Genomic DNA, 11,690 nt, shown 5'->3' on the forward strand with positions numbered 1-11,690 from the left:
TGGCTTCGTTTGCAGGGAAGCGCCGATGGCGTGGATTAAGGACGCCGTGAGCCGGCGCCACAATCGCCTGGCGGAGCAAAACCGTGTTGCGGATGATGGAACGGCGCTGATCGCCAAAGACGAAGCAAAGCCTTGGGAAAAGAGGGCTAGTCGGCTTCGCATTGTGTTGTGATTTTCACAACACAATTATGCATGGACCTATCTTACGCGCATTCAAGCAACGCAATACATGCCACCGGCTTTACATAGGAGAGCGTGATGGCAAAGATCTTGGTTCTATATTATTCAGCTTATGGTCATATCGAGACCATGGCGCACGCGATTGCCGAAGGTGCCCGAGCGGCTGGTGCGGAGGTCGCGATCAAGCGTGTTCCGGAGTTGGTTCCGGAAATGATCGCACACCAAGCAGGATATCATCTCGATCAATCTGCGCCAATCGCCATGGTCGAAGAGCTTCCGACCTATGATGCTATCATTTTCGGGACGCCGACCCGTTACGGAATGATGGCAGCTCAGATGAAGAACTTCCTGGATCAGACCGGCGGTCTGTGGTTCGAGAACAAATTGGTAGGGAAGGTCGGCGGCGTTTTCACCTCGACAGCCTCCCAGCATGGTGGACAGGAAGCCACGATCCTCAGCTTCCACACCGTCTTGCTCCATCTTGGAATGATCGTTGTCGGCCTGCCTTATAGTTATCCTGGTCTGACGAACATGGACGAGATCGTCGGCGGTTCCTCTTATGGAGCCTCTACACTGTCCGGCAACGATGACAGCCGGCAGCCTTCGGATATTGAACTCGAAGGTGCGCGTTTCCAGGGAAGACATATCGCGGAGGTCGCGGCGAAACTGGCGGGTTGAAGCTTTCGCGCGAATGCTCTCCCAGCGTTTCTCGGGAGAACGAACGAGATATCGCTGCCTTCAATTGAGCTGGGCTCGCGCTCCGCTCAATCAAGTTTCGATGAGTGAGCGAGGCGACGGGCACCCCCGCTCACTCCATTTGAGATCATACGAGGGATATGGGTTGGCTAACCACCCGCCAAGCCATTGATTTTCTTGTCGCGGCACGCATCCTCCGGGCCCACCATTATCGTTGTTTGTCAGCTGCTTGCTGGCAGACTTGCCGAAGTCTTCGCCAGGTCGCGGCTTGCGGCGCAACGAGACGGGACAGTCGATCCATTCCCTGCCATCAACATGAGATGCCGATGCCAGACTGATCGGCACAGCTATCGCAGGAAGCGCTGCTCGTCGGTGCGGACGCTTTCCATCCCCTGCAGCCGGAAGACATCCTCCACGGGCAGCAGGTCCCGATGCACCTGCTGGACCCCGCCATCCGCGATCACGCGAAGGAATGTCTCCCTCATGGCCGTAGCGGCGGCACGGATCGCGTAGTTCCCATAGATGATCATACGAATGTTGCCGAGTGCGCGTATGCGTGCCGTGCTGAGCTCCGGGTAGGCGTTGGGGACAATAACCAGGGGGATGTTGCCATTCCAGGCCTTCGAGAAGCTCTCGATCTCGCCAGGATCCTTCTTCTTGGAGTGGACCAGGATCATGTCGGCCCCAGCCTGTTCATAGGCGCGGGCACGCGACAGGGCTTCGGCCTCGCCCAACCCGGCAATCAGCGCTTCGGTGCGCGCGATGACGAGGAAGTCAGGATCCGATCGCGTGGCGATCGCAGCTTCGATCTTGCCCTGGAATTCCTCCACACGAACCAGGTCATGATTGCCGTCAACGGCGAGGCTTGTGACCTTCGGGAATGATTTGTCCTCGATGACGACTGCGCTGGCACCCGCCCGTTCATATTCCCGCACCGCGTGAATGACGTTGATGGCGTTGCCGTATCCGGTGTCGATGTCGGCGACGATCGGCAGGGATGTCCTGCCGGCAACGGCTCGAAGCATTTCGAGATGCTGGGTCATCGAGATCAGGCTCATGTCGGGAAGCCCGTAGAGCGCCGAGAGCTCGAAGCCCGATGCCCACAATCCGTCGAACCCGGCCTGCTCGGCAAGGATGGCCGACAATGGGCTGTGTGTCGCCATGATGTGGACCAGGCCCTGCTCGACCATTGCCCGGCGCAAGCGTGTCGCTTTGCTCATGATCGAAATCCTCACCTCAGTGCCTCACACGCATCGATGATGCGTTTGCAGGCCAGATCGAGTTCGGTCCGCGACGACGCATATGAAATTCGCAGGAAGGATGGCGCCAGGAAGGCAGACCCTGGCACGGTCGCGATACCGAAGTCGTCGAGAAGATAGTTCGTGAAGTCGGTGTCGCAGGTGATGAGCTTTCCCTGCGCGGTGCGTTTGCCGATCAATCCCGCGCATGACGGAAATACATAGAAGGCGCCGTCCGGCACGGCGCAGGTCAAGCCCGGTGCCTGGTTGAGAAGGTCGACGACAAGATCACGCCGCTTCTGAAATTCTGCCCTGAAGTCCGCGACATGACACTGGTCACCGCCGATGGCTTCGATCGCAGCGTATTGGGAGATCGAGCTGGTGTGCGATGACGTCTGGCCCTGGATCGTATTCATCGCCTTGATGAGGTGCATCGGTCCGGCAGCGTAACCCACCCGCCAACCCGTCATCGCATTCGCCTTCGAGACGCCGTTCACGATCAGAACGCGCTCGGAAAGCTCCGGAGCGACGGCAAGGATGGTGGCGAAGGCAACATCATAGATAAGCTTCTCGTAGATGTCGTCCGAGAGGACATGCACCTGCGGGTGATCCCTCAGGACCTCGGCCAATGCCGCAAGCTCACGTGCCGAATAGACGGCGCCGGTCGGGTTGCTGGGCGAATTCAACACCAGCCACTTCGTGCGTTCCGTGATGGCGGCTGCAAGGGCTTCCGGCCTGAGCTTGAAGCCGTGTTCCGGTTCGCATGGCACCAGGATCGCCGTTGCACCTGCCAGGGCCACCATATCGGGATAGGAAACCCAGCATGGGGTTGGAATGATCACTTCGTCGCCGGCATCCAGGCTCGCATACAGTGCATTGAAGATGACCTGCTTGGCGCCGCAGCCGACCGTGACCTGATCGACATCGTAGTCCAGCTGATAATCGCGCCTGAGTTTGGCGCAGATTGCCTGGCGCAGCGGCAGGACGCCGGCAACTGCCGTGTAGCGCGTGAGGCCTTCGCCGATGGCGCGCACGCCAGCGTCGCGGATCGATGGCGGAGTCGGGAAATCCGGCTCACCCTGGCTAAGCACGATGACGCTGACTCCACCGTTCCTCAGAGCCGTGGCGCGCGCGGTCATCGCTTTCGTTTCAGAAGGTCGGACAAGCTGGAGACGGCGTGAAACGAGTGTCAATGCGAATACCCCGGCCAAACGGTGCGGCCGGTCTGACGTATTTCATTCTTCCGGAGCAACCCGGGCCATCTAGCAACTGAATGCTGCCCATCGACAATTTCGATGTGACTTCAGCCCGACTTCGCCTTTGCCGGTTCCTCGCGGCACAGGCGCACCAGCCATCTGCAGAACATCCGTGCCAGGTCCAGGTTCTGGCTGCGATCCACCGCGTGGGCGTGATACTGCATGCCGCTCGGTGTGCGTGTGCCCCTGACGACCTCCAGCAGTCCCTGCCTGATCAGGTCGCGAACAAGGACTTCCGGGGTCACCAGCAGGCTTCTGCCGTGTGCGATCGCCGGAAGCGCCAGATAATGATGATCGTAACGGGCCCCCAGCTTGATATCGTCCTGACGGATGTCCATCCCCCTCAGCCAGGTGGGCAGGACATCGGGGCGTGACGTTATGGAAACGATCGGAACGCGCGTGACGATGTCGATGTCCTTGCCGGAGACCTGTCGCGGAGACCCGACACAAACCAGATCCTCGTTGAGAAGAACCCATCTGTCGGAAGGCTCGGCAAGGGCAAGATCACGTGTGATCAGCACATCGAAGTTGTCGGCGGATGTCGGCTGGGAGAGCGTCGTGACAACGTCCACGACGGCACCACCGGCCTCCGTTGAAAACGCCTGGATATTCGGGATGAGGAGCGTCGAGGCGAAGGTTGGCAGCGACGTCCTGACAAGAATGCGGTTCACGTCCGATTGCCGGCGCTTCATGCGCTGCGCTGTAAAATAGATCGTGTCGAGCGGCTCGCTGACCGCGGTTGCGAAGAGCCTGCCGAAAGCGGTGAGTTCCGAATTGCGTCCCCGCCGCTCGACAAGTTTCGAGCCAAGGTAAGCCTCGAGAACGGCGAGATGCCTGCTGACGGCGCTTTGCGCGATGCCCAGCACCGCGGCGGCCCGGGTCACGCTCCTTTCGCGCGCGATGACGGCAAAAGCGCGCACGGAATTGAGCGGCAACGATTCTTGTCCCTCGGGCAAAACAGGTCTCTTTCCGGAAATGACGGCGGATCACAATCGAACGTATTTGGTTCGAATTATTCGATGATTGTCACAGGAGCGTAACAGCAGGCCGATAGCCCGAAAAGCGTCAATTGCAATGCGGCCGATAGCGTAAGACGAGTCGCCATCCATCCATATCCAGGCCTGCAGACGGGTTGCGATTGAAGCACGGCAGGCGCCGACATCAGGGCAGACGGAATGCACATGTTGACTGCAAATTCTCAGGGCCGGCGTGCCGGCCTCATTGGTCCGGACGTCGGGCCGAACATCGCCCGCCTGCATCTCCGGCCGGATGAGGCGGCTGCGCCTGTCGCCAGCCCCGTTCCGTTGATCGAGATTCGAAATCTGACCGTTTCCTTTGGCGGCGCGCGCATCCTGCGCGGCATCGACCTCGCCATCGACGCTGGCGAAAGCATCGGCGTGATAGGCGGAAGCGGAAGTGGCAAGTCGATAACCTGGCTCGCCGCAATGGGCCTTTTGCCCAAGACCGCACAAATCGGCGGAAGTGTCCTGCTTCGTGGCAACGAGATCCTCGGCGCTTCCCGGTCGACGCTGGAGCGTCTGCGCGGCGGGACAATCGGCATCGTCTTCCAGGATGCCGCGGCAGCGCTCAACCCGGTTCGTAGCGTCGGCTGGCAGATTGCCGAGGTGCTTCGTCTGCATCGCGGCATGACCGGCCAGCCTGCGCAGGAAGAAGCGAAGCGGTTGCTGGACCAGGTCGGGATTCCGGAAGCCAGACGGCGGCTCAGCTCCTATCCATTCGAACTCTCGGGTGGTCAGAACCAGCGTGTCATGATCGCGATGGCGCTGGCCGCACGACCGGCCATCCTAATCGCTGACGAGCCGACGACCGGTCTCGACGTGACGATCCAGGCCCAGATTCTCGATCTGCTGCGGGCGCTTCGGCGGGACATGGGAATGGCGCTTGTGATGATCTCACACGACCTAGGCGTCGTCGCTGATGTTTGTGAGCGGACCTATGTCATGGATGCCGGTGTTGTCGTCGAAGAGATTTCGATCCGGGATCTCCACAGATCGGCGAAGCATTCCTACACAAGGCGGCTGGTCGCTGCAGCTCCGGCCTGGAACACCGGCAGGAACCCGGCGGATCACGCACCATCGCCAGACCGGGTATCGGTCAAGGCTACTGTCGAAAACGCCGCATGACCGCCGTTCCCCTCGTCGAGGCCAGAGACCTCGTAAAGACCTACGGATCGCGCAGGCCCCTGACGAGCAAAGGGCAGCCGGTGCGCGCGGTCAACGGCGTCACGTTGAAGCTTCAGCGCGGCGAAACGCTCGGTCTCGTCGGAGAGTCCGGGTGTGGCAAATCCACGCTCGGGCGCCTGATTCTTGGCCTTGAGGCAGCCGATAGCGGCAGCGTGGACTTCGATGGCAGCCCTCTCGCCCCGCCTGGCAGCGCGGAATGGCGCCGGTCTCGCGCGCGCATGCAAATGGTGTTTCAGGATCCGCTGTCGGCGCTGGACCGCTTGCTGCCGATCGCTGCGCAGATCCGTGAACCACTGGTGATCCACAGGTTCGGATCGCAGGCCCAGATGGATGAGCGTGTGGGCGACCTGCTAAACGCCGTCGGCCTCACTGCGGCTCAGGGAAAGCGATTGCCCGGCGAACTGTCAGGCGGCCAGAGGCAGCGCGCCGTGCTGGCAAGGGCGCTGGCGACGTCGCCGGATCTGTTGGTGTGCGACGAACCGACCTCGGCACTGGATATGCTGGTCCAGGCGCAGGTTCTCGACCTTTTCGCAGAAATCCAATCGGTATCGGGCGTGGCGATCCTGTTCATAAGCCATGACCTGCGCGCGCTCCGTCAGGTCAGCGACCGCGTGGCGGTGATGTACCTCGGCGGCATCGTCGAAGAAGGGCCGACCAGACAGGTGCTGGAGGCGCCACGCCATCCCTACACGCAGGCCCTGATCTCATCCGTGCCCGGTGTTCACGGATTGAACCCCAACCGTATCCTGCTTCGTGGCGAGCCGCCAAGCCCGACACAGCGGCAGCCCGGCTGTGCATTCCATCCGCGCTGTGCGGGTGCTGTCCACGCTTGCGGCCAGACGGTTCCGGCATTTCGTCCCGCTTCCAGCCCGTCCCACCGGGTCGCGTGCCACCTGCTGCCGACGGGCGGCACGCCGGCGGCCATCGCGAGGACAGTCGCATGACGTTCGTGGTCGTAAGACTGGCACGCGCGCTGCTGACCATCCTGATCGTGGTCAGTTTCGCCTTCGTCGTGCTCCGACTGTCTGGCGATCCCGCGCTCGCCATTCTCACCAACGAGGCGCCGCCCGAGGCGTTGCTTGCGTTCCGGCAATCCTGGGGTCTCGACCAGCCTGTTCTGGTTCAGTACCTCACCTATCTTCGCACCATCCTGAGCGGCGATCTTGGCGTGTCGATGCGCGATGGGCGCGATGCGTTCACCGTCGTCGCCGAGCGCATTCCAATCACATTGGCGATAACCATCCCGGCGCTCGTGATCAGCATAGCCATCGGCGTCACCGCAGGCATATGTGCCGCCTTCAATCCCAACAGCCGTCTTGACCGTGGCATCATGCTGGGTGCGGTCGCAGGATTCACGGTTCCGTCTTTCGTTCTCGGGCTGCTGCTCGTTCTGGTGTTTTCCGTATGGCTCGGGATCCTGCCATCCGGCGGTGCGCAGCATTGGACGAATGCGATCCTGCCGATCGTGACGCTTGGCGTCGGCAACGCGGCAACGCTTGCCCGGTACACCCGTGCGGCGCTGCTCGAGGTCCTCGACCGACCCTATGTCCGGACAGCAAGTGCAAAGGGAGTGCCGTGGCGGCTGACGATCCTGAGCCACGCCTTGCCCAACGCTGCCATTCCCATGGTGACAATCCTCGGTTTCCTCGTCGGGCAGCTTATCGCCGGCGCCGTGGTGGTCGAGAACGTGTTCTCCTGGCCAGGTGTCGGTCGCTTGCTCGTGGCGTCGGTGGCGAGCCGTGACCTGGCCGTCGTTCAATGCCTGCTGTTTTTCGTGGCGGCAACGATGATCGCCGCTAACATCGTTACCGACATCCTCTACAGCCTGTTTGACCCGCGTCTTCGCGCTTCTACCCATGGAGGTGGCGCATGAGCGACGCCGTCAAACAGGAAGAGCAGCTTGGCATGGAGCCGCGGCGCCTTCCTTCCGCGAGCATATGCTGCGCGATTGGATGGCTCGGCCTACTGCTGGCGTTGGGCCTGTTCGGCCGATGGCTGGCGCCCTATGACCACACGGCAATCGATCTGCTCGACCGGCTTGCCCCGCCAGTCGGATTTGGCGGCAGTTTCGCGCATCCCCTGGGAACCGACGAACTCGGTCGCGATCTCCTGTCCCGTCTGCTCGTGTCGATCCAGATGAGTGTGCTGATCGCATGTGGTGCGACGCTGCTGGGTGCGATTCTCGGGACGCTGCTGGGCTTTCTGGCCGCGCATGTGAGGGGGACGGTCGAACAGGCAATCCTGGCGCTGGTCGATTTCCAGGCGACGATGCCGTTCCTCATCCTGGCGCTGGCGATCCTCGCTTTCATCGGCAACTCGCTGGTTATCTTCATAGGACTGCTGGCCCTGCATGGCTGGGAACGCTATGCGCGCATCGCACGCGGCCTTGCTCTCAGTGCCAACACTCAAGGCTATGCGGGGGCGGTCTGGCAGCTCGGAGCAAGTCCGGCACGGATCTACCTTGTCCACATCCTTCCCAATGTCATGGCGACGCTGATCGTGTCGATGACCATTGCGTTTCCCGAGATCGTGCTGGTGGAGAGCGGACTGAGCTTCCTGGGCCTCGGCGTCCAGCCGCCGGCTACGTCGCTTGGCTCCATGGTCGGTAATGGTCGTGACTACCTCGCAACCGCGCCCTGGATCCTGATCATTCCCGCAGCGACCATTTCCCTGATGGCACTGTCTGTATCCCTTGTCGGGGACTGGCTTCGCGATCGGTTCGAAAGGACCGGATTGCGCTAGGCGGTCCCAATCCTCGCAAACACCGACCTCAGCAGGAGCGCTCCCATGCCGATCACCAGAAGGACTTTGATGAAGACCGCGGCGGCGAGTGTCGCGCTTTCGGCGTTCGCCCGGCCGACGCTCGCCGAAAAGGGCAGGTCCGGCCTCGTGGTGGCCCTGCCGGCCCAGCCCGACTTCACCGATCCCGTCATGGCCAACAATACGCCGACCTTGCGGACGCTCTACAACGTCTATGACGCGCTGCTGCGGCTGGACTACAACGACAATCTCAAGGTCGTGCCGGCTCTCGCCCAAAGCTGGCGCAGGCTGGACCCAACCACGCTGGAATTCGTCCTGCGGCCAGACGTCAAATTCCATGACGGCTCGACGATGACCGCCGACGATGTCGTCTTTTCCTTGAGCGAGACGCGCCGCAAGGGGCCCGAGGGGAAGGGCGCTACGGTTGCCGCACAATACCAGCGCAACATCGATACTGTTGTTGCAGCGGACTCCCAGACGGTCCGCATCACCACGAAGGCGCCTGATCCGGCAATCGAGAAGAAACTAGCAGCCTGGTCATGCCAGATCGTGAGCAAGGCTGCCTTCGAGAAGGCTGGGAGCTGGCAGGCCTGGTTTCAGGCTCCTGTTGGGACCGGACCCTACAAGATCAAGGAAAACCGCAAGGATGTCGGCCTGATCCTGGAGGCGCATGACGACTACTGGGGCGGTCGCCCGCCGTTCGAGCGGATCGAGTTCCGTGTCGTTCCCGAAAGCGCCTCGAGGGTCAACGGCTTGCTGGCCGGAGATTACGACCTGGTCTCCGATCTGCCGCGCGACCAGTTCGATGCCATCGGGGGCAATGATGCGCTGGATCTGCTCGGAGGCGCCATCCTCAACATGCGAATCCTGGCAATCGACACCACCGCTCCCTGGCTCTCCGACCCGAACATTCGCAGGGCCATGAGCCTCGCCATCGATCGCGAACTGATCGTCAAGCAATTGTGGGCCGGCCGCATAGCGGTTCCGAATGGCGCACAGTACCCGATCTTTGGCGACGTCTACCTTCCCGAGTTCCCGGCGGTTGTCCATGATCCCAAACGGGCCGCCGAACTGGTCAAGGCTTCCGGCTATGGTGGCGAACCGATCCCCTACAGGCTGCTCAACAACTGGTATCCGAACCAGGTGCTGACCGCGCAGGTTCTGGCCGAGATGTGGAAAGCGGTCGGCCTCAACATCGCCCTGCAGCCGATGGAGAATTTCAGCCAGGTCTACCAGAAGCCGATCGGTGCTGTGTGGGATGAATCGATCGTGCCTGCCTGGCCCGACCCGACCGCGATGGTATGGCGGCAGTATGGGCCCGGCGGTGGCCTCAACAAGCTGGCGATCTGGAATTCGCCTGAATACCAGGAGATCGGTGCCAAGTTCGAGCAGAGCAGCGATGCCGACGCGCGTCGCAAACTGCAGCTGCGGTCGCTCGAGATCATCGCCGATCAGGTCCCATTCATCATCCTGCACAGCAACGGCGGCTTCTTTGCCAAGAAAAAAACCGTCGCCTGGGCGCCGTATCCCGCTTTGCCGATGGATTTCGGGCCGTTCAATGCAGCGACGATGCGGGGTATCTGATGATCAAGATCATTCAAATCACGGATATCCATCTGGTGCCGCCCGGAACGGAGCTGCGGCGGCTCGATCCGGAGCGGCGTTTTCGCGACTGCCTGGAACAGATCGAGGCCGAGCACGGTGACGCCATGGCGGTGGTTGTCTCCGGTGATCTCACCGACAATGGCGATCGGCCGTCCTACGAGTTGCTGCGCGACATCCTCGCCGACTATCGCCTGCCACCGGTTTACCTGACGCTGGGCAACCACGATCGACGGGCAACGTTCTCGCATGTGTTCCCCCGCGCGATGGATGCCAGCACGGGTTCGGTGCAGGCGCAGATCGACCTCGGCTCGCAACAGGGCATCGTGCTCGACACCTGGATGGAGGGTGAGCACGCCGGCACGCTGTGCCGGCGGCGGCTCGACTGGCTGGCCGAGCGGCTGCGGCTGGACCCGCGACCGGCGCTGTTGTTCATGCATCATGCGCCGCTGCGGGTGGCCTTGAAGCGGATCGACCAGATTCCCCTTTTGAGCGACAACGAGCTTTGGGAAACGCTCGCCCCGTTCCGGGAGCGCATCCGGCATCTGTTTTTCGGGCATATGCATCGCAATGTCAGCGGCTCATGGCGGGGCATTCCCTTCACTGTGCTTTCCGGGACGACGCATCACGGCATGCTGGATTTCCAGACCGAACTGATCAGGGACACGATCCTGGATCCCTTCTATGCGGTTATCCTGGTCGATGAGCGGGATGTCGTCGTGCATTTCAGTCAGGTCCGATTGCACTGGGACGCAACGAGCCGGGGCCCGGGTCCGACCAACGTCGCCGTGCGCGAAAACTCCGCGATTCCTGCCTGAACGGGGATCTAGGATCGATCCGTGTCCGCAGCTCGATGTGTGACGGCCATGGCCGCCACACCTGTCAGCACCAGTGCCAGGCCAACAAATTGCATCGCGGTCAGGGCTTCGCCGAAGCAGATGACGCCGATGGCAACGCCTATCGGAACACGCAGATAGGATTGTGCAGTGGTCACGACCGAACCCAGCGATCTGAGAAGCCTGAAATAGAGCACGAAGCCGATCGTGGTGGGAAAAATCACCAGCGCCGCCAGGCCAACCAGGGATCGAACGGATGGTGTGGCCTGCCAACCATCATCGAGGATGAAACTGAGTGGGATCAGAACCATCGCGCCGCACAGCAGGGAACCCGCCGCCGGTGCCGTAGGATCGAGGTGGCGGAAGCGCCAGCCGAGTGTCGCGGAGAACGCGAAGCAGACCGCTGCGCCAACAACGGCAACCTGCTGCGGCAATCCGTCGAGCCATGCGCCGTGAGCGTTCTGACCGACAATAAGGACAACGCCGACAAGGCCGAGGACCACGCCGGCGATCCGCTTGGCACTGGAAACTTCACGCCGGGTCACGAATGCGCCGATCAGGAAGGCGAAGACAGGCGTGGTGGAACTCAGGATCGTGACGACGGATGTGTCGATCGTCTGCTGGGCCCAGGCAATCAGCGTATAGGGGATCACGCTGTTGAAACAGGCCTGCAGTGCGAGCGCGCCCCATTCCTCCCGCGTCCTCGGCAGGCTGATATGGTGATAGGCCATGAATGCCAGCAGCATCGCGCAGGCCAGGGCAGTCCGCCAGGCGACGAGTGTCGCCGGGGGGATTGTCTCGACGGCGATCTTGATCAGACCGAACGTCGCTCCCGAGAAGGCCGACATCAACAGCAGCAGCACGTAGTCATTGACCATGCCTCTTGCGGCGATGTCCCGGGGCTGGGAGACAGACATC

General features: G+C 61.7%; 11 protein-coding genes. 7 read left to right on the top strand and 4 right to left on the bottom strand.

Annotated features, from left to right (window positions below):
* The first annotated feature begins 258 nt into the window (after positions 1 to 258).
* Positions 259 to 858, top strand: a complete 600-nt coding sequence (wrbA, locus tag C1M53_RS20815; RefSeq protein ID WP_129413961.1) for an NAD(P)H:quinone oxidoreductase — start codon at positions 259 to 261, stop codon at positions 856 to 858.
* Between the two features lie 365 nt (positions 859 to 1,223).
* On the opposite strand, the gene C1M53_RS20820 is transcribed toward wrbA, so the two are convergent.
* From C1M53_RS20820 to C1M53_RS20830, 3 genes are all read right to left on the bottom strand, one after another.
* Positions 1,224 to 2,096, bottom strand: coding sequence for an isocitrate lyase/phosphoenolpyruvate mutase family protein (locus C1M53_RS20820; protein ID WP_129413962.1), 873 nt, complete (start codon positions 2,094 to 2,096; stop codon positions 1,224 to 1,226).
* An 11-nt stretch (positions 2,097 to 2,107) separates the two neighbouring features.
* On the bottom strand, positions 2,108 to 3,253 hold the full coding sequence (locus C1M53_RS20825; RefSeq protein ID WP_129413963.1) for a pyridoxal phosphate-dependent aminotransferase: 1,146 nt from the start codon (positions 3,251 to 3,253) through the stop codon (positions 2,108 to 2,110).
* Positions 3,254 to 3,417: 164 nt separating this feature from the next.
* Positions 3,418 to 4,326: a LysR family transcriptional regulator gene (locus C1M53_RS20830; RefSeq protein WP_129413964.1), complete on the bottom strand. Its 909-nt coding sequence runs from the start codon at positions 4,324 to 4,326 to the stop codon at positions 3,418 to 3,420.
* 225 nt (positions 4,327 to 4,551) lie between these two features.
* Between C1M53_RS20830 and C1M53_RS20835 the strand changes: the two genes are divergently transcribed.
* The 6 genes from C1M53_RS20835 to C1M53_RS20860 are packed head-to-tail and all read left to right on the top strand — an operon-like array spanning position 4,552 to position 10,754.
* The gene (locus C1M53_RS20835; RefSeq protein WP_129413965.1) at positions 4,552 to 5,514 is read left to right on the top strand and encodes an ABC transporter ATP-binding protein; all 963 of its coding nucleotides are present in this window, start codon (positions 4,552 to 4,554) and stop codon (positions 5,512 to 5,514) included.
* Entirely contained in the window at positions 5,511 to 6,518 is a 1,008-nt protein-coding gene (locus C1M53_RS20840; protein ID WP_129413966.1) for an ABC transporter ATP-binding protein, read from the top strand. The genes C1M53_RS20835 and C1M53_RS20840 overlap by 4 nt, the downstream gene beginning before the upstream one ends.
* Positions 6,515 to 7,447, top strand: a complete 933-nt coding sequence (locus C1M53_RS20845; RefSeq protein ID WP_129413967.1) for an ABC transporter permease — start codon at positions 6,515 to 6,517, stop codon at positions 7,445 to 7,447. The genes C1M53_RS20840 and C1M53_RS20845 overlap by 4 nt, the downstream gene beginning before the upstream one ends.
* Positions 7,444 to 8,316, top strand: coding sequence for an ABC transporter permease (locus tag C1M53_RS20850; RefSeq protein ID WP_129413968.1), 873 nt, complete (start codon positions 7,444 to 7,446; stop codon positions 8,314 to 8,316). Before C1M53_RS20845 ends, C1M53_RS20850 begins: the two co-directional genes overlap by 4 nt.
* Positions 8,317 to 8,361: 45 nt before the next feature.
* Complete coding sequence (locus C1M53_RS20855; protein WP_129413969.1) at positions 8,362 to 9,918, top strand: ABC transporter substrate-binding protein; 1,557 nt, start codon at positions 8,362 to 8,364, stop codon at positions 9,916 to 9,918.
* The gene (locus tag C1M53_RS20860) at positions 9,918 to 10,754 is read left to right on the top strand and encodes a phosphodiesterase (RefSeq protein WP_129413970.1); all 837 of its coding nucleotides are present in this window, start codon (positions 9,918 to 9,920) and stop codon (positions 10,752 to 10,754) included. Before C1M53_RS20855 ends, C1M53_RS20860 begins: the two co-directional genes overlap by 1 nt.
* Before the next feature lie 8 nt (positions 10,755 to 10,762).
* Here the strand turns inward: C1M53_RS20860 and C1M53_RS20865 are convergent, their stop codons facing one another.
* The gene (locus tag C1M53_RS20865) at positions 10,763 to 11,689 is read right to left on the bottom strand and encodes a DMT family transporter (protein ID WP_245488227.1); all 927 of its coding nucleotides are present in this window, start codon (positions 11,687 to 11,689) and stop codon (positions 10,763 to 10,765) included.
* Between the last annotated feature and the right edge of the window lies 1 nt (position 11,690).

It is taken from the genome of Mesorhizobium sp. Pch-S (assembly GCF_004136315.1).
GTDB lineage: Bacteria > Pseudomonadota > Alphaproteobacteria > Rhizobiales > Rhizobiaceae > Mesorhizobium.

Coding starts and splice junctions, on each gene's coding strand:
- C1M53_RS20845 (WP_129413967.1), top strand. CDS start 6,515: ATGACGTTCGTGGTCGTAAGACTGGCACGCGCGCTGCTGACCATCCTG.
- C1M53_RS20820 (WP_129413962.1), bottom strand. CDS start 2,096: ATGAGCAAAGCGACACGCTTGCGCCGGGCAATGGTCGAGCAGGGCCTG.
- wrbA (WP_129413961.1), top strand. CDS start 259: ATGGCAAAGATCTTGGTTCTATATTATTCAGCTTATGGTCATATCGAG.
- C1M53_RS20835 (WP_129413965.1), top strand. CDS start 4,552: ATGTTGACTGCAAATTCTCAGGGCCGGCGTGCCGGCCTCATTGGTCCG.
- C1M53_RS20825 (WP_129413963.1), bottom strand. CDS start 3,253: ATGACCGCGCGCGCCACGGCTCTGAGGAACGGTGGAGTCAGCGTCATC.
- C1M53_RS20840 (WP_129413966.1), top strand. CDS start 5,511: ATGACCGCCGTTCCCCTCGTCGAGGCCAGAGACCTCGTAAAGACCTAC.
- C1M53_RS20850 (WP_129413968.1), top strand. CDS start 7,444: ATGAGCGACGCCGTCAAACAGGAAGAGCAGCTTGGCATGGAGCCGCGG.
- C1M53_RS20860 (WP_129413970.1), top strand. CDS start 9,918: ATGATCAAGATCATTCAAATCACGGATATCCATCTGGTGCCGCCCGGA.
- C1M53_RS20855 (WP_129413969.1), top strand. CDS start 8,362: ATGCCGATCACCAGAAGGACTTTGATGAAGACCGCGGCGGCGAGTGTC.
- C1M53_RS20865 (WP_245488227.1), bottom strand. CDS start 11,689: ATGTCTGTCTCCCAGCCCCGGGACATCGCCGCAAGAGGCATGGTCAAT.